Source organism: Aquimarina sp. EL_43 (assembly GCF_943422735.1).
GTDB lineage: Bacteria > Bacteroidota > Bacteroidia > Flavobacteriales > Flavobacteriaceae > Aquimarina > Aquimarina megaterium.
Window position 1 is genome coordinate 2,649,307 of the sequence record NZ_CALSBR010000001.1, and the last position, 16,740, is coordinate 2,666,046.

Sequence of the window (16,740 nt, forward strand, 5' to 3'; positions counted from 1 at the left end):
TTGTGTGTATATAGAAATAATCGTGCCAAAACTAAAATTGTTGTCCTATAATAAAATGGGTTTCCCATCCATTAGCCTGATTTGTTCCCGGAATAGGATCAAAACCATACCCAAAATCTATACCTAATAACCCAAATGCTGGCATAAAGATACGCAAACCTGCTCCAGTAGAACGACTTAATTGGAAAGGATTAAAACTTTTAAAGCTATCATAAGAAGCTCCACCTTCCAAAAATCCTAACACATATATCGATGCAGCGGGTTTTAGTGTTATAGGATAACGAAGCTCTAACGAATATTTATTATAAATTGTTGCCCCATCAGCATCAAAATCTTGATTATTAGTTCTACTTTGTGGTGTAATAGATTGATTTGGGTATCCTCTTAATGAAATAACTTCACGACCATCAAGACTTGTAGCCCCTAATCCATCTCCTCCCAGGAAAAAACGTTCAAAAGGAATATTACCTCTATTGCTATTATATGCACCTAAAAAACCGTACTCTGCTTTTGTTTTTAGAACCAAAGGCTTTTTTCCAATATTTACTAAACTTGTGTACCAAGTACCATCAAATTTTAGCTTATAGTATTCTAGCCACTTAAAACGCTCCTGATCGATTTCTCCAATCTCTGTGCCTATTTCAGCACTTCTTACAAGATCTCTCGAATTACTATTGTCTAGATTACTTCTTTCTTCTTCTAAAGCATCTCTACGATCTTTTAAGTCACTGTAGTCTACGCCATCAAAAAGAGAGTAGGGTACAGAAAGTTTAGCAACAAGATTAAATTCTGATCCACCTGTTGGGAAAATAGGGTTTACTGTAGTGTTGTTTCTATTGATTCCTATAGTGTAGGATAAATCATTAGAAGATCCATTACCAAAAGTAAATAATCGAGTGTTATAGTTTTTAAGATTATAATGTCTTACACTAATAGCTTGAGATAATGTAAAGTAGTTATCTGGCCAATTTAATCTTTTAGCTATACCTATTGACCCACCAGTAATAAGAAATTTACTATCTCTGTCTACTCTACGTGTTCTGTTATTAAGCAAGAACTGGATCGTATGAGAAAATGAGGTAGAGAGTTGATATGGTCTTTTTCCTCCTAACCATGGTTCTACAAAAGAAAGACTATAGGTTTGAAAGAATCTACTGGCTTGGGCCCTTATTCTAAGCGTTTGCCCATCTCCCATGGGTAGAGGGCTATAAGATTCTTTGTTAAAAATGTTACGTATTGAGAAATTGCTAAAAGCTAATCCCAGAGTCCCTACAAAACCACCTCCGCCAAAACCTCCCTGAAGCTCAATTTGGCTGGATCCTTTTTCTACTACAGGGTAATTAATATCAATAGTTCCTGCCTGAGGATTTGCATTTTTAAATTGTGGTTCAAGTTGTTCTGGATCAAAAAATCCTAACTGACCCAATTCACGAACAGTTCGTACCACAAGATCTTTACTATAGCGTTGACCCGGTCTGGTTCTAAGTGTTCTGTAAATTACATGATCATTTGTTTTATCATTTCCAGTAACGGTAATGTGGTCAAAATAAGTCAGCTTTCCTTCACGAACTCTGATTTCAAAATCAAGAGTATCATTATATACTTTTGTTTCTACAGCATCAATAGAAGAAAATAAATATCCGTTATTTTGATATAAATTAGTAAGATCATCTGCATCGGGCTTACTATTATCAGCAATTTGTTTTTCTAAAAGAACACCATTGTACACATCTCCTTTTTTGATAACAAGTTGTCGGGCTAATTCTCGGTCGGTATATACACTATTACCTAGAAATGTGATATTACCAAAGTAATATTTATTACCTTCTTCAAGATTAAGATTAAGCGATACGCTATTATCATCTTCTACAATCAGGCTGTCAGAGGTAATACGAGCGTCTCGATATCCTTTTTCTTTATATTTTGTAATAATATTATCTTTATCCTCCTCGTAATCTGCTCGGATATATTTTGATCGTTTCCAGAATCTTAAAAATTTCTTACGCTTGGTGTTTTTCATTGCTCTGCGCACCTTGGCATCAGAAAGTTGCTCGTTTCCTTCTATGTTGATTTTATCAACTTTAACCCGATCTCCTTTGTCGATCAAAACTACCATGTTTACCTTGTTGCTTACAACGGTATCTTTAACAGGAATGGTGTTGATGACAACTTTAGTATTCAGAAATCCGTCTTTTTTATACTTATTAGCAATAAAATTACGAGTTGTAGTTATTAGATTTTCTGTAACCTTTGCTCCTTTGGTTAATCCATTATCTTTAATTAACTCTTCAGATTTACGTTTTTTAATTCCTTGAATACGGGCTTCGTTTAACTCAGGTACTTCTTGTATGTTAATTTCGAGATCAGCAACATCTCCTTCTACATTACTAATGTAAAAGTTAATATCACTAAATAATTCGAGATCCCATAATTTCTTAATGACTTTACTTATTTTATCTCCAGGAAGAAAAATACGTTCTCCTTTTCTAAGGCCGGTAAAAGTAATTACTGTATTTTCATTGTAACTAGTAATCCCGGTAACTTTAATATCCCCAATAATATATTCTTTCCCGTTAGCACCAGGTAAATTTTGTGCAGAAAGTGATGTTGATATTAATAAGGCGAGTAACGTAAAATACGTAATAGGTAGTTTTTTTGTCATTTCTTTAACTGAGCTGCTCACTAGTTTTTCCAAATCTTCTTTCTCTTTTTTGATAATTGTATATGGCCTCAAATAAATCGGCTTTTTTAAAGTCCGGCCATAAAATTTCTGTAAAATATAATTCTGCATACGCAATTTGCCATAATAAAAAATTACTGATACGTTGTTCCCCACTGGTACGTATCAATAAGTCTACATCGGGCAGGTCTTTTGTATACAAATGCTCATTAATGACTGATTCATTTATAAGATGTGGCGAAATTACACCATTTTTAACTTTAATACTTATTTCTTTGATAGTTTTTATAAGCTCTTCTCTACTTCCATAGCTTAGCGCTAGAGTAAGTGTCATATGTGTATTGGATTTGGTCTTTTCGATAACTTCTAAAAGTTCTACTCTTGCTTTTTCGGGAAGCGACTGCAAGTTTCCAATAGCATTAAGTTTAATATTATTATCCTGAAGTGTTTTGATTTCCTTTTTTAAGGAATTCACCAAAAGTTTCATTAAGGTGTCTACTTCAAGTTTTGGTCTGTTCCAGTTTTCTGTAGAGAAAGCATATAATGTAAGATATTTAACGCCTATTTCGGCACTGCTTTCTACAGCTTCCTTAACAGCTTTAGTTCCGTTTTCGTGACCAACGGCTCTAAATAGACCTTTCTTTTTGGCCCATCGCCCATTACCATCCATAATAATGGCAACGTGCTGTGGGATATTAGAGTTTAATTGTTTTTTATCAATCATTTTTAGAAAGCACAAAAACATGGTATTCTACCCCAGGTATACGATATTGTTATACCTGTAAATACATACCAGTCATTGTTATTTAAATTACCAAATCCTGTTCCATATCTATCATCAGGATTACTGCCGTCAAGGTTATCAGTAAATGTGTATCTGGCACCTATTTCTGCACCAAAAACAAAATTTCTACCTAATGTTTTTTTAATCCCTAAAACCATAGGGATCGCGAAACTCCATTTATCTGCATATGCATCGATTTGATTATTCGCATCTACAGCTAATGCACCATAATTAAATGTCGTAATTCCTGTATATAGATAAGGGGTAAATTGGGATTCGCCGTCGTAAAGATACCAATCCCAGAAATTAAATTCCATTCCTAGCGATATTTCTTTTACAGAATTGCTAAAACTTAGTCCTCTTTGTTTTCTTCTATCATCTCCTTTATCGTCATTAGCATTGAGTTTGGCATATAAAAATGAAGCTCTAAAAGCATGTCGTTTACTTCGATTCCATTTTCCGATAGCTCCAAAAGCGACATTATTAGGTAAAATATAGTATGTAGATCCTACATCTCCTATATAGTTAGCTCCTCCAGCCATCAAACCTACTTCGTAAGTTTGTGATGCGATTGGTTGTACAAAAAATACAACAATTATAAGTGATGCTAAGTATCTCATAGATTTTCAAAAGTTTGCAAATATAACAATTAAGTTTAGTACACAAGAATTTGAGTAAAATAGTATGAATAAAAAACACTTTTTAGCACATTTTATTGTTCAATTGCGTTTATCTTCCCCCCAAAGCATCTTTTTACGCAATGTTTTTAGAAAGCTTTCGTCTTGCAGAACTACCATATTAATTTTGAATGGAGCTTTTTTGATAACTACTGTGGCTTCATTTGGTAGTGTGTGTATTCTTGAGTCTAAAGAAATTAAGTAGGTATCTTCTCTTCCCGAAACCTGTAATTTAATTTCTTGATTATCTGGTATAACAAGGGGTCTTACATTAAGATTATGAGGAGCGATAGGAGTTAGTACCATGCTTTCTGCGTCAGGCATCATTACCGGGCCGCCACAACTTAATGAGTATCCTGTAGAGCCGGTAGGAGTAGAAACAATTAGACCATCTGCCCAATATGAAGTAAGAAATTCATTATTAAGAGTGGTGTGAACAGTAATCATAGAAGTTGTATTTCTTCGACTTACTGCAATCTCATTCATTGCAAAGTTTAATACCCCAAATTCTTCTGTTGCAGGTAAAGTTTCTACCGTTACGAGGCTTCTTGAAGAAATATAAAACTTTTTGTCAAGGATGAGCGCTATAGTGTCCTTAATTTCTTCTTTTTGAATGGTTGCTAAAAAGCCTAATCTTCCGGTATTGATCCCTGCAATTGGGATTCCTAAATCTCGAACATAGGTGATCGTTTTGAGAATAGTACCGTCTCCTCCAATACTAAAAAAAAGATCATACGATGTGTCCAGTTCTTCAAAAGTGCTAAAATGAGAATATGTTTTATCTATTTCATCATGAAGATTTATTAATTCAAGAAAATTTTTCTCAATTACAACTTCTACACCATTTTTGTCAAGAGTCTCTAATAACTGTTGAATATAGATTCCCGAATTTTTATGATAGAACTGCCCGTATATACCGATCTTCATTATGATTTGATTTGTGTTATTAGTATTATAGATTAGGTAAACTGTCCTATATATTAAGGTATTTTGCTAAATATTGAGATCTTTCTTTAAGATTTGTTAAAAATGTATCTTCCTGATGTCTTGAAACGATGTTATAGCTATATCTTCTAAATGTTTGTACGATATTATTAATATCACTATCACTAATCTTTAATGTTATTTGGGCGACATCATTTTTCATATTTGATATAAATAAACCTAATACTTTGGCATTATTTGATTCTACAATTTGTGAAATTTCACTAAAAGAATAATCCAGAACTCCTTTTTCTACTATTAAAATATTACCAGGCTCACTAAGAAACGGAGTTTCGTTAAAAAGGTTCATGATATCACCAAGTTCAAAAAAGCCTAAATAACTATTATCATCATCAAGTACTGGCATAATGTTAGAGTTACTCTGTGCAAAAGCTTCTAGAATATCCAACCAGTTATCACCTTTTCTTACATAAAACCCTTCGAGGGCATATTGATATGCATCCAAAGTTTTGTCAGTTTCAAAACATCGGATATCTGCTTCAGAAATGCATCCTAAATATATATTCTGTTTTATTACAGGAAAATGGGTATAGGTAAGTTCATTAAATAGTAGTTGTGCCTCTGTTACTTTGACAGTCACATCAAGAGGTTCTATTTCATTAACTATGTACAAATTCGTTTTCATAACTTTTAGGGGCTATATTATGCAAAATAATCAAAAAATATACAATCAAGGCGTTCTCAACTTTGTATTTTTGCTTTTTTAGTAAAAGACATCAAAAACCATGACAAAGTTAAGTGTTAACGTTAATAAAATTGCAACTTTACGTAATTCAAGAGGGGGAAATACTCCTAATTTAATACAAGTAGCCACCGATATTCAGCATTTTGGAGGAGAAGGAATTACAATACACCCAAGACCAGATGAAAGGCATATACGATATCAAGATGCATATGATTTAAAGCCAATTGTACATACAGAGTATAATATAGAGGGAAATCCTATTCCTAAGTTTATAGAGTTGGTATTAGCTGTTAAGCCAACACAGGTTACTTTGGTGCCTGATGCAGAGGATGCTATAACGAGTAATGCAGGTTGGAATACAAAAAAACATGAAAGTTTTTTGAAAGAAGTGATATCAGAGTTTAAGCGTAATGATATTAGAACCTCAATATTTGTAGATCCCGTTTCTGAGATGATAGAAGGTGCTGTAAGTACAGGGGCAGATAGAATTGAATTGTATACCGAAGAATTTGCTTCAGAATACGCAAAAGGAAATTTGAAAGCAATACAGCCTTATTCGGATTGTGCTCAACAGGCAATTGACCTTGGGATCGGAGTAAATGCAGGTCATGATCTCTCTTTGGATAATATTAAGTTTTTCAAAGAAAATATCCCTGGTCTTCTAGAAGTTTCTATTGGGCATGCTTTGATAAGCGAATCGATATATCTGGGATTAGAGAATGTAGTTAATATGTATTTACATCGACTAAAATAAAACTGTAGATATGAAGTTACATGCAAACGTTTTTGGCGAAGGGCAACCTTTTATAATTCTTCATGGGTTTTTAGGAATGGGAGATAACTGGAAGACACTTGGGAAGAAAATCTCTGAACAAGGATTTCAGGTTCATTTGGTAGATCAACGAAATCATGGTAGAAGCCCTCATAGCGATGAGTTTAGTTATGATATACTTGCAGATGATTTAGCGACGTATTGCGAAGAGTACCATTTGCAGAACTGTAATATTTTGGGACATTCTATGGGAGGGAAGACAGTAATGCTTTTTGCTTCAAAATATTCTGATTTGATTGATCATTTAATTGTAGCTGATATAGGACCAAAATATTATCCATTACATCACCAGGATATTTTAGACGGGTTAAGTGCTTTGGATTTTGAAATTTTAAAATCCAGAGGAGAGGTGGATCATGAGTTAAGTATGTATGTGCCTGATACAGGTGTAAGAATGTTTCTTCTTAAAAATCTGTACTGGAAAGATAAGGGGGTTCTCGGATTGCGAATGAATTTGGAGGCATTGATGAAAAATGCTCACGAAATAGGAGTAGAACTACCAGAAAAATATAGTTATTCTGGACATACTCTCTTTCTAAAAGGAGAACGATCTAATTATATTTTGGATGAAGATGAACCCAGAATAAAAAAACAATTCCCTAATTCAATAATCGCAGAAATTTCAAACGCGGGTCATTGGTTGCATGCCGAAAACCCGGTGAATTTTTTGGAAGAAGTGTTAGAATTCGTCAAAAAATAAAGAAAAAATGCTATGTATGCATAATATTTTGATGATTTCGTTGGATAATTGGTATTTTCTATTAAATTTGGAAAATCAAATTTTAATATAGAACTTATCTAAACTTTTTGTTTACCTACGAATTTTACATTTTGGCCTCTAAATTTTTGTGTCTTTACCATAATATGGCGTGGTGATGCCTTCATGAAACCTTTTATTCTAGATTAACCGCCAAAATTTTTTACTCACAAACAAAAAAGTAGACAAGTTCATTCTAACATAACAAACAATACTAAATTAATTATGAGAAAACTTTTATTATTTATTCTGTTCGTCTCGGTAACTTTGGTTACGTATGCAGGCGGATATAGAGTTAGTGTGCAAGGACAAAGAGCTGTTGCTATGGGGCATACTGGAGTAGCGGTGGTGAATAGTGCTGAGTTGGTATTCTTTAACCCTGCGGGTCTTGTGTACTTAGAAAATAAATTAAACGTAAGTGTTGGTGTAAGTGGGATTTTTACAGATGTAATATATCAAAATCGAGAATTAGGTACTTCTTCAGAAACAGATAGTTCTGTGGGAACTCCTCTTAATTTATATGGCTCTTATAAAGTAAATGACTGGATGTCTATTGGTTTAGGAGTATATACTCCTTTTGGTAGTGAAGTAGAGTGGCCAACAAACTGGGCTGGTTCTCATTTGGTAAATAATATTGAATTGGCAGCAATTTATATACAGCCAGTGGTGTCGTTTAAGATTTCTGATCAATTTAGTATCGGGGGAGGACCTATTTATGTTACTGGCTCTGTGAATTTTAATCGTAATGCTAGTAGAACAACAACCGATCTAGAAGGTAACCGTTCTAATATTACGGTCGACGATTCTGGAGTTACCAATTGGGGATGGAGTATAGGTGCAATGTTTAATCCTACCGAAGATTTGCATATAGGATTTAGTTATCGTAGTGAGATTATTATGGAAGTTGAAGGAGGAGAAGCTACGTTTTCGAATTTTCCAAATTCTCCTGCAACACCTGCTAATGGAACTACGACTTTTAATGCAGAGTTACCGTTGCCAGCAGAACTTACTCTAGGACTTTCATACGAATATAAGAAATGGGTATTTGCATTTGATTATAATAGACAATTCTGGGATGTATATAAGTCGCTGGATCTTACCTTTGGTAATGGTTCTAGTTCGGTGAACCCTCGTAATTATAAGAATTCTTCGGTATATCGACTTGGATTGCAGTATCAGGCAACAGATAAAATCACTCTAAGAGCTGGATATTACCGTGATGAAACTCCGGTGCAACCAGGTTATTTTGCTCCAGAAACTCCTCGTAACGACTCTGATGGATTTACTGGTGGTTTAAGTTTTGCCGTAACACCTAAGCTAGCTATTGATGCTTCGTTCTTTTACTTGAGATTTGAAGAGGTAGATGCTTCTTATGATTTTGGTACAAACTCGACTGGCGGTAGAGAATCTTTTGGAGGAACATATAAATCCAGCGCATTTGCTCCTGGACTTGGTTTAACTTATAAAATGTAATAAAGATGATGAGGAAAAATATAAAATACTTAGCGATTCTTGCATTAGGAATAATAGCATGTGAACCAGAATTTGATAACCCGATTGATGAGGCAGGAACGTATACAAGTGGAGAAGCTGATTTTAGTAACTATGTAGCATTGGGGAACTCGCTTACAGCAGGTTTTGCTGATGGAGCATTATATATAACAGGACAAGAAAATTCATATCCTAATATACTATCTAAGCAATTTGCATTTGCGGGTGGCGGTGATTTTACACAGCCACTAATGTCAGATAATGCAGGAGGAGCATTACTAGGAGGAACTCAGATTTTAGACAATAGATTTGTTTTAGTTTTTGATGCAGAAGGTAACCCTGTCGGCCCTTCTGTCTATACAGGAGCGGCGCCAACTACAGAGATATCTAATGCTTTAGCAGGACCTTTTAATAACATGGGAGTTCCCGGAGCAAAAAGTTTTCATTTGGCTGCACCAGGATATGGTAATGTAGCTGGGGTAGCTAGCAGTTCTGCAAATCCGTATTTTGCAAGATTTGCTTCTTCTGCAACAGCAACGGTTGTAGGAGATGCTGTAGCTCAAAACCCTACGTTTTTTAGCTTATGGATAGGAAATAATGATATACTTAGCTATGCTACTTCTGGAGGTGTAGGCGCAGATAATAATGAAGTGCCTAACACTGATCCGTCTACTTATGGTCCAAATGATATTACAAATACTACTGTGTTTGCAGGTGTTTATAGTCAATTAATTGATGCACTTACTGCAAAAGGAGCTAAGGGAGTGTTGCTAAACTTACCAAGTGTAACTTCTATACCATTTTTTACAACGGTTCCTTATGCGCCATTAAGTCCTTTGAATCCAGATTTTGGACCACAAATACCTACACTTAATGCAACCTATGCGGGATTAAATCTTGCGTTTGCAGGTATTGGTGTTCCAGAAAGAGCGATAGAATTTTCTACTACCGGAGCAAGTGCTGTGGTAATTAAAGATGAGTCACTTGATAATAAAACGGCACAATTGACTGCGGCTTTAACGCCTACATTTGGAGCGGCAAAAGCAGCCCTTTTTGGTGCGCAATACGGTCAGGCAAGACAAGCTACAGCAGAAGATTTGTTAGTACTTACAAGTTCTAGTATTATCGGAAAACTTAATGAGGCTAGGTTTGCAGAATTAGTTGGTTTAGGTTTGTCTCAGGAAGAAGCAGGACAATTAGCAGTTAATGGTGTTAGTTTTCCTTTAGAGGATAAGTATGTGTTAATACCTGCAGAACAAACAGCTATAGAAAATGCTCGTACAGGATTTAATGCTACTATTGCAGGTCTTGCTACAGCTAAAGGATTAGCGTTTTATGACGCTGCAGCCGATTTGGCACAAGCTGCAAACGGAGGTATTCCTATTGATGGAGGAATGATTACATCAGAATTTGTTAGAGGTGGAGGATTCTCATTAGATGGGGTGCACCCAACACCAAGAGCTCATGCTTTGATAACCAATGGAGTATTAGATGCTATTAAAGCTACTTATGGAGCTAACTTGCCAAGGGTTAATCCTGCAGATTATGGTACAGTTACCTTAAGTAATGATGTTAATTAAGAAAATATACTAAATAATGTTTTGGTAAAAGCCTGTTGTTTTTTTCAGCAGGCTTTTTTTTATTGAATGAGATAAAGTTTATATTTGAAGTATGAATTTTATTCTTAAACTTATTTTAAATGCATTAGCAGTACTCCTATTAGCTAAAATCCTGCCGGGAGTCGGAGTCGATAATTATGTTAGCGCATTAATAGTTGCAGCTGTTTTGGCAATTTTGAATACAATTGTAAAACCTTTACTGATTATTTTAACACTGCCAGCTACAATACTTACTTTGGGGTTGTTTCTTTTAGTTATTAATGCAGCAATTATTTTATTGGCAGATTATTTTATAGCTGGTTTTAGTGTAAATGGATGGTTGTGGGCGCTGATCTTTAGTGTCTTGTTATCTGTATTTCAATCAATACTACATTCTATTTTAAAGAAAGACGAAAATTAATGTAACGCTTACTGTTTTTCAAGGAGTTAAAAATTTGTTGTGATCTAAAAAAGTATTACTTTTGCAAGCCAATTTTTAGAGTAAACGTAGAGATAATGAATATTTCAAAAGAGCAATTAGACGAATTAAATGCAGTGGTAACCGTAGATATCGCTAAAGAAGACTATAGTGATAAGGTCGAAAAAATCCTTAGTGATTATCGTAAAAATGCTAACATTCCTGGTTTTAGAAAAGGTCACGTTCCTATGGGACTTGTTAAAAAACAATACGGAAAAGCAGTTTTGGTAGATGAAGTAAATAAACTGTTACAAGATGCATTAAATAAATATCTTACAGAGGAAAAACTTGATGTATTAGGAAATCCATTACCAAAGGAACAGGAGAACTTTGACTGGGATACCGATGATTACTCTTTCGAATTCGAACTTGGATTAGCTCCAAAATTTGAAGTAAAGCTTAATGGTAAAAAAGCGATCACTCACTACAAAATTGTAGCAAATGATGAGATGATCGATAATCAAATCAAAACCATCCAGAAACAATATGGAAAGCTTATATCTAAAGATGTTGTAGAGAAAGATGATTTGGTAGCTGGTTCTTTTGTAAATGAAGAAAAAGAAATTGATAATGCATTTACTGTTTCTTTAGATAAAATTAAAGGTAAAAAGAATCTTGATAAATTTATAGGAGCAAAAGTAGGTGATGTTATCAAGTTAAAAACAAAAGGATTGTTTGCCGATGATCACGATTTGATAAGTGCTTTAAAAATAAACCATGATGAAGCACACGACCTTAATATAGAAGTAGCTTTTACAGTTTCAGAAATAAATACTCAGGAACTTGCAGATTTAGATCAGGAGTTATTCGATAAACTATATGGTGCAGGTGTTATAAAATCGGTTACTGATCTGAAAGAAAAAATAAAAGAAGATGCCGAACGTCAATTCGAGCAACAGTCAGAACAACAACTGCTTAATGATATTACTGAAAACGTTTTAGAGAATACTAAATTTGATCTCCCTAATGAGTTTTTGAAGAAATGGATTAGAGCAACTGGTGAGAAACCTTTGACAGAAGATGAAGCAAAGGACGAATTTGAAAAAAGTGAAAAAGGATTACGTTATCAATTGATCGAAGGTAAAATAATTAATGATAATAACCTTCAGGTAACTTTTGAAGAATTGAAAGATTTTGCAAAAGAGTTAATTAAAGGTCAGATGGCTCAATTTGGGCAAAATTCTCCAGAAGATAAAGAGCTAGAGGATATTGCAGCAAGAATATTATCCAATCAAGAAGAGGTTAAAAGAATCTCTGAACAATTGATGAGTAAAAAGCTACTTAATTATTATAAAGAAAATGCAAAGCTAAAGATAAAAGAGGTTAGTTTTGATGAATTCATAAAAGAAGTTTACAAATAATTAATGTTGTAATTTACTAAGGAATTATACTTATATTTAGGGCGTTAAACTATCTTTGGGTTAACGCCTTTTTTATCAATAAAAATTTCAGAAAAAGAAATATGGATTACGGAAAAGAATTCGAAAAATACGCTACTAAGCATCATGGTATTAATAGCAACTATTATAACCAGATCGTTAGTAGTATGTATCCAACCGGGATGACTCCTAATATCATAGAAGAGCGTCAAATGAATATTGCTATTTTTGATGTTTTTTCGAGGTTAATGATGGATCGTATTATATTTTTAGGAACCGGGATTAATGATCAGGTTGCTAATATTGTTCAGGCCCAATTGTTATTTCTCGAAAGTGTAGATTCTTCTAAAGATATTCAGATTTATATCAATTCTCCAGGAGGAAGTGTCTATGCAGGCCTTGGTATTTATGATACAATGCAATTTATCAAACCAGATGTAGCTACTATATGTACAGGTATGGCCGCATCTATGGGAGCTGTATTATTATGCGCAGGACAAAAAGGAAAACGTTCTGGATTGCCACATAGTCGCGTTATGATTCATCAACCATTAGGAGGTGCTCAGGGACAAGCAAGTGATATAGAAATTACTGCACGTGAGATTTTGATATTAAAAGAAGAATTATATAAAATTATTGCCAAACACTCCGGACAAACCTACGATAAAGTATACGAGGATAGTGATAGAGATTATTGGATGAAAGCAGATAAAGCTCTAGAGTATGGAATGATTGATGAGATTTTGACTAGAGAATGATGTAATTTTTCTTGTTAGTTAGGGGATTTTTCCCTTATACTTGTATGTATATACGAAAACAAGAGAAGTTTTTATGAAAATGAAAATAAATAACTATGGCTAAGGAAGATTTAGAATGCTCTTTTTGTGGAAGAAAGAAGCCTGAAACCAATTTACTTATTGCAGGGTTAGATGCCCATATTTGTGATCGATGTATTGTTCAGGCGCATGGAATTGTGGTGGAAGAAGCTAAAGATGAAGAAACGGGTGAGCTTAGTAGCGAATTAATGTTACGAAAGCCTATGGCTATCAAGAAGTTTTTGGATGAGTATATAATAGGGCAGGAGTTTACAAAAAAAGTAATGTCTGTAGCAGTATATAATCATTATAAACGCTTATTGCAACCACAAACAGAAGATGATATTGAGATTCAAAAGAGTAATATCATTATGGTAGGGCAAACGGGTACCGGAAAAACATTAATGGCTAAGACCATTGCCAAAATGCTTAACGTTCCATTAGCTATTGTAGATGCAACTGTACTTACCGAAGCAGGTTATGTGGGCGAAGATGTAGAAAGTATTCTTACACGACTACTTCAGGCTGCAGATTATAATCTTGAGAAGGCACAACGTGGTATTGTATTTATTGATGAGATAGATAAAATAGCTCGTAAAAGTGATAATCCTAGTATTACCAGAGATGTTTCTGGAGAAGGAGTGCAACAAGCTTTACTTAAGTTACTAGAAGGAACTGTAGTAAATGTTCCGCCAAAAGGTGGGCGTAAGCATCCAGATCAAAAATTTATCGAAGTAAATACCGAAAATATTCTTTTTATAGCAGGTGGTGCTTTTGATGGGATCGAAAAAATGATTCAGAAACGATTAAATATGCAGGCTGTTGGATATAGTGCCTCTAAAAGTGAAGACGCTATAGAGAAAGATAATCTGTTACAGTATATCATTCCTAGAGATTTAAAAGATTTTGGATTGATTCCTGAGATTATTGGTAGACTTCCTGTGCTTTCTTATATGAATCCTTTGGATGAGCAAACCCTTAGGTCTATTTTAACAGTTCCTAAAAATGCCATAATAAAGCAATATAAGAAGTTGTTTGAAATGGATAATATTGGTTTCTCAATTACTGATGGTGCATTAGAATATATTGTAGAAAAGGCTCTTGAGTATAGATTGGGCGCAAGGGGTCTTAGATCACTTTGCGAAGCAATTTTAACAGATGCAATGTACGAACTGCCAGAAAGCGAAGAAACAGAGTTTAGAGTAACTAAGGATTATGCCGAAAAGAAGCTTAATAAGTCTACGATTAAAAAGCTTAAGGCGGTCTCTTAAAGTAAAAGAAAAAAGCTTTACATAAAAAAAACACCTTTATAAATTTATAAAGGTGTTTTTTGTTGGTTGATTAGTTGATAATATATTTATTCTGTATATGATATTCGATCCTTATTGTTGGTAATGATATCTTCTGTATTTTTTAATACAAGATCACTGTTGTTAAGGTATATTTCTAAACCATTTTGTCGAATTAAAGCTTCATAAAATGTTGCTTTAGAAATTTCACTATAACAAGTGTCTTCTTCTAATGTATTTTCTGTTTTTAAAGCCCTTGTAGAAGAAGAAACATCAGTAGTAGTCTCTTTTGAAGTTACATCAGCCGTTTCATTGGCATTAGTAATATGATTTTCGGTTTTGATTTCTTGTGCGTTAATTCCTATGGTTAACAGTAATAAAGTAATGCAAGATATCGTAGTTTTCATATTTTGGGGCTTTGATATATTTAATAACTATCTGAGGACAAATTTAATATGAAAATGAGAGCCTAAAAAATGATTTGATATTTTTTAGATCAAACGCTTTTTTTGAACGATGAAATACTAATTTTTTTGTTAAAAACGACAATTCTTACATAGTTTTTTTACGGTTTAACCGTAAAAATTTATATTTTAATTTATGTTTTTTATAGAAAAAAGATCGATTTAGAAAGACTTAACTATTTCTTAATCAGGGAGAATAAGAACTCACATTATTTAGGGCAATTAGTTCGTTAATATACGTTCGTTTATTAGAAAGTCTTGGGACTTTATGTTGCCCACCCAGCTTATTATTCTTTTTCAACCAATCATAGAATAGATTTTGTCTTGCAATACGTATATGAAGGATGTTAAGAGTTGTATTGTTATATCTTTTGGCTTCATAATCACTATTTACCTGTTGCAGATTTTGATCGAGAATATAAGTAAATTCTTTAATGTCTTCGGGATGCTTTTTAAATTCAATGATCCACTCGTGTGCGCCTTTTTCTCGTTCTTTCATAAAAATTGGCGCCACAGTATAATCTACAATCTCACTATTAGTGATTTTGGTTGTTTTTCTAAGTGCTTCTTCTGCATTTTCGATAATAAGCTCTTCTCCAAAGACATTAATATGATGTTTGGTTCTTCCTGATACCTTGATTCTATATGGGTCTATAGAGGTAAATCGAATAGTATCTCCAATTTTATAGCGCCATAATCCAGCATTAGTTGTAATGATAATAGCATAGTTTTTCCCAACCTCTACTTCGCTTAGCGGGATCACTTTTTCAGTTTTGGTGCCATAGGTATCCATTGGTATAAACTCATAAAAGATCCCGTAATCTAGCATCAATAGTAACTCAGAAGAATTGTTATGATCTTGGATAGCAAAGAAACCTTCAGAAGCATTATATATTTCGTAATATTTAAAAGAGTTTCTGGGTAAAATTTTGCTGTATTGGTCTTTATAGGGTTCAAAACTTACTCCACCATGAAAATATACTTCGAGATTATTCCAGATATCGAAAATATTCTCATTTCCTGTCATTTCCAGCACTTGATTAAGTAAAACCAACATCCAAGAAGGAACGCCTGCTAAACTGGTTACATTTTCCTGAATGGTTTCATTAACAATAGCCTTCATTTTATACTCCCAATCACTCATTAATGATACTTCGTTACTGGGAGTAGAGCTAAACTCTGCCCAAAAAGGCATATTGTCTATAATTATTGCAGATAAATCTCCAAAAGAAGTTCCGTTTTCTTTGTACAATTCTTTACTACCACCTAACCTAAGACTTTTTCCTGTAAAGAGTTTTGATTCCTCATTATTGTTAAGGTACATACATAAGAGGTCTTTACCAGCGGCAAAATGACAATCTTCTAGTGATTCTTCACTAACAGGGATGAATTTACTTTTAGAACTGGTAGTACCACTAGATTTTGCAAACCACTTAATAGGAGTGGGCCAAAAAATGTTGTGTTCACCCAAGCGACTTCTTTCGATTATCGATTCATAATCTTCATAAGACCTTATAGGTACTCTTTCTTTAAAAGTTTCATAATTACTTATAGTCGCAAAATCATAGCTTTTCCCAAATTCTGTATTCTTAGCTGTTTCTAATAGCACATGCAGCAACTCAAGCTGAACCTCATTAGGATACTTAAGAAAAAGCTCCATTTGATGAAAGCGTTTTTTTAAGAACCAGCTGGCTATAGAATTAACTAATGGGATTGGCATTTTTTAATGTATATTTAGGCAGAAATAATGTACACCAATTCTTAATATAAGATCGGGATATATTATTTTTGTTGTTATCAATTAGA

15 protein-coding genes are annotated in these 16,740 nt (G+C 33.9%); 8 read left to right on the forward strand and 7 right to left on the reverse strand.

What is annotated here, in order from left to right; all coding sequences use genetic code 11:
• Positions 1-31: 31 nt before the first annotated feature.
• The 5 genes from NNL09_RS11350 to NNL09_RS11370 all read right to left on the reverse strand — a co-directional run bounded on the left by NNL09_RS11350 (position 32) and on the right by NNL09_RS11370 (position 5,771).
• Positions 32-2,662: an outer membrane protein assembly factor gene (locus NNL09_RS11350; RefSeq protein WP_025667205.1), complete on the reverse strand. Its 2,631-nt coding sequence runs from the start codon at positions 2,660-2,662 to the stop codon at positions 32-34.
• A 4-nt stretch (positions 2,663-2,666) separates the two neighbouring features.
• Positions 2,667-3,404 (reverse strand): isoprenyl transferase, encoded by a 738-nt coding sequence (locus tag NNL09_RS11355; protein WP_025667206.1) that lies wholly within the window; start codon positions 3,402-3,404, stop codon positions 2,667-2,669.
• A 2-nt stretch (positions 3,405-3,406) separates the two neighbouring features.
• Positions 3,407-4,084 (reverse strand): DUF6089 family protein, encoded by a 678-nt coding sequence (locus NNL09_RS11360; RefSeq protein WP_025667207.1) that lies wholly within the window; start codon positions 4,082-4,084, stop codon positions 3,407-3,409.
• A 99-nt stretch (positions 4,085-4,183) separates the two neighbouring features.
• Entirely contained in the window at positions 4,184-5,068 is an 885-nt protein-coding gene (locus NNL09_RS11365; protein ID WP_025667208.1) for an NAD kinase, read from the reverse strand.
• A 46-nt stretch (positions 5,069-5,114) separates the two neighbouring features.
• Positions 5,115-5,771 (reverse strand): CBS domain-containing protein, encoded by a 657-nt coding sequence (locus tag NNL09_RS11370; protein ID WP_025667209.1) that lies wholly within the window; start codon positions 5,769-5,771, stop codon positions 5,115-5,117.
• 100 nt (positions 5,772-5,871) lie between these two features.
• Between NNL09_RS11370 and NNL09_RS11375 the strand changes: the two genes are divergently transcribed.
• From NNL09_RS11375 to clpX, 8 genes are all read left to right on the forward strand, one after another.
• On the forward strand, positions 5,872-6,585 hold the full coding sequence (locus NNL09_RS11375) for a pyridoxine 5'-phosphate synthase (protein ID WP_025667210.1): 714 nt from the start codon (positions 5,872-5,874) through the stop codon (positions 6,583-6,585).
• A gap of 10 nt (positions 6,586-6,595) precedes the next feature.
• Positions 6,596-7,363 (forward strand): alpha/beta fold hydrolase, encoded by a 768-nt coding sequence (locus tag NNL09_RS11380; RefSeq protein WP_196911073.1) that lies wholly within the window; start codon positions 6,596-6,598, stop codon positions 7,361-7,363.
• Positions 7,364-7,645: 282 nt separating this feature from the next.
• Positions 7,646-8,893, forward strand: a complete 1,248-nt coding sequence (locus NNL09_RS11385) for an OmpP1/FadL family transporter (RefSeq protein ID WP_025667212.1) — start codon at positions 7,646-7,648, stop codon at positions 8,891-8,893.
• Between the two features lie 5 nt (positions 8,894-8,898).
• Positions 8,899-10,491, forward strand: coding sequence for a G-D-S-L family lipolytic protein (locus NNL09_RS11390; RefSeq protein WP_317193938.1), 1,593 nt, complete (start codon positions 8,899-8,901; stop codon positions 10,489-10,491).
• A 91-nt stretch (positions 10,492-10,582) separates the two neighbouring features.
• A complete protein-coding gene (locus NNL09_RS11395) occupies positions 10,583-10,930 on the forward strand; it encodes a phage holin family protein (RefSeq protein WP_025667215.1) in 348 nt (115 codons plus the stop codon).
• Positions 10,931-11,025: 95 nt separating this feature from the next.
• On the forward strand, positions 11,026-12,348 hold the full coding sequence (tig, locus tag NNL09_RS11400) for a trigger factor (protein ID WP_025667216.1): 1,323 nt from the start codon (positions 11,026-11,028) through the stop codon (positions 12,346-12,348).
• A 101-nt stretch (positions 12,349-12,449) separates the two neighbouring features.
• Positions 12,450-13,124, forward strand: a complete 675-nt coding sequence (gene clpP, locus NNL09_RS11405) for an ATP-dependent Clp endopeptidase proteolytic subunit ClpP (protein ID WP_025667217.1) — start codon at positions 12,450-12,452, stop codon at positions 13,122-13,124.
• A gap of 95 nt (positions 13,125-13,219) precedes the next feature.
• Positions 13,220-14,452 carry an ATP-dependent Clp protease ATP-binding subunit ClpX gene (gene clpX, locus NNL09_RS11410; protein WP_025667218.1) on the forward strand — a complete coding sequence of 411 codons (1,233 nt, stop codon included), beginning with the start codon at positions 13,220-13,222 and terminating at the stop codon, positions 14,450-14,452.
• An 86-nt stretch (positions 14,453-14,538) separates the two neighbouring features.
• Here clpX and NNL09_RS11415 read toward each other — a convergent pair whose 3' ends face one another.
• Together NNL09_RS11415 and NNL09_RS11420 are read right to left on the reverse strand one after the other, a co-directional pair.
• A complete protein-coding gene (locus tag NNL09_RS11415) occupies positions 14,539-14,877 on the reverse strand; it encodes a hypothetical protein (protein ID WP_025667219.1) in 339 nt (112 codons plus the stop codon).
• Between the two features lie 244 nt (positions 14,878-15,121).
• Positions 15,122-16,654 (reverse strand): GH3 auxin-responsive promoter family protein, encoded by a 1,533-nt coding sequence (locus tag NNL09_RS11420; RefSeq protein WP_196911072.1) that lies wholly within the window; start codon positions 16,652-16,654, stop codon positions 15,122-15,124.
• Positions 16,655-16,740 lie beyond the last annotated feature (86 nt).

Bases quoted from the DNA above. Each gene is read 5' to 3' on its own strand.
- NNL09_RS11350 (WP_025667205.1), bottom strand. From the start codon at position 2,662: ATGACAAAAAAACTACCTATTACGTATTTTACGTTACTCGCCTTATTA.
- NNL09_RS11355 (WP_025667206.1), bottom strand. From the start codon at position 3,404: ATGATTGATAAAAAACAATTAAACTCTAATATCCCACAGCACGTTGCC.
- NNL09_RS11360 (WP_025667207.1), bottom strand. From the start codon at position 4,084: ATGAGATACTTAGCATCACTTATAATTGTTGTATTTTTTGTACAACCA.
- NNL09_RS11365 (WP_025667208.1), bottom strand. From the start codon at position 5,068: ATGAAGATCGGTATATACGGGCAGTTCTATCATAAAAATTCGGGAATC.
- NNL09_RS11370 (WP_025667209.1), bottom strand. From the start codon at position 5,771: ATGAAAACGAATTTGTACATAGTTAATGAAATAGAACCTCTTGATGTG.
- NNL09_RS11375 (WP_025667210.1), top strand. From the start codon at position 5,872: ATGACAAAGTTAAGTGTTAACGTTAATAAAATTGCAACTTTACGTAAT.
- NNL09_RS11380 (WP_196911073.1), top strand. From the start codon at position 6,596: ATGAAGTTACATGCAAACGTTTTTGGCGAAGGGCAACCTTTTATAATT.
- NNL09_RS11385 (WP_025667212.1), top strand. From the start codon at position 7,646: ATGAGAAAACTTTTATTATTTATTCTGTTCGTCTCGGTAACTTTGGTT.
- NNL09_RS11390 (WP_317193938.1), top strand. From the start codon at position 8,899: ATGATGAGGAAAAATATAAAATACTTAGCGATTCTTGCATTAGGAATA.
- NNL09_RS11395 (WP_025667215.1), top strand. From the start codon at position 10,583: ATGAATTTTATTCTTAAACTTATTTTAAATGCATTAGCAGTACTCCTA.
- tig (WP_025667216.1), top strand. From the start codon at position 11,026: ATGAATATTTCAAAAGAGCAATTAGACGAATTAAATGCAGTGGTAACC.
- clpP (WP_025667217.1), top strand. From the start codon at position 12,450: ATGGATTACGGAAAAGAATTCGAAAAATACGCTACTAAGCATCATGGT.
- clpX (WP_025667218.1), top strand. From the start codon at position 13,220: ATGGCTAAGGAAGATTTAGAATGCTCTTTTTGTGGAAGAAAGAAGCCT.
- NNL09_RS11415 (WP_025667219.1), bottom strand. From the start codon at position 14,877: ATGAAAACTACGATATCTTGCATTACTTTATTACTGTTAACCATAGGA.
- NNL09_RS11420 (WP_196911072.1), bottom strand. From the start codon at position 16,654: ATGCCAATCCCATTAGTTAATTCTATAGCCAGCTGGTTCTTAAAAAAA.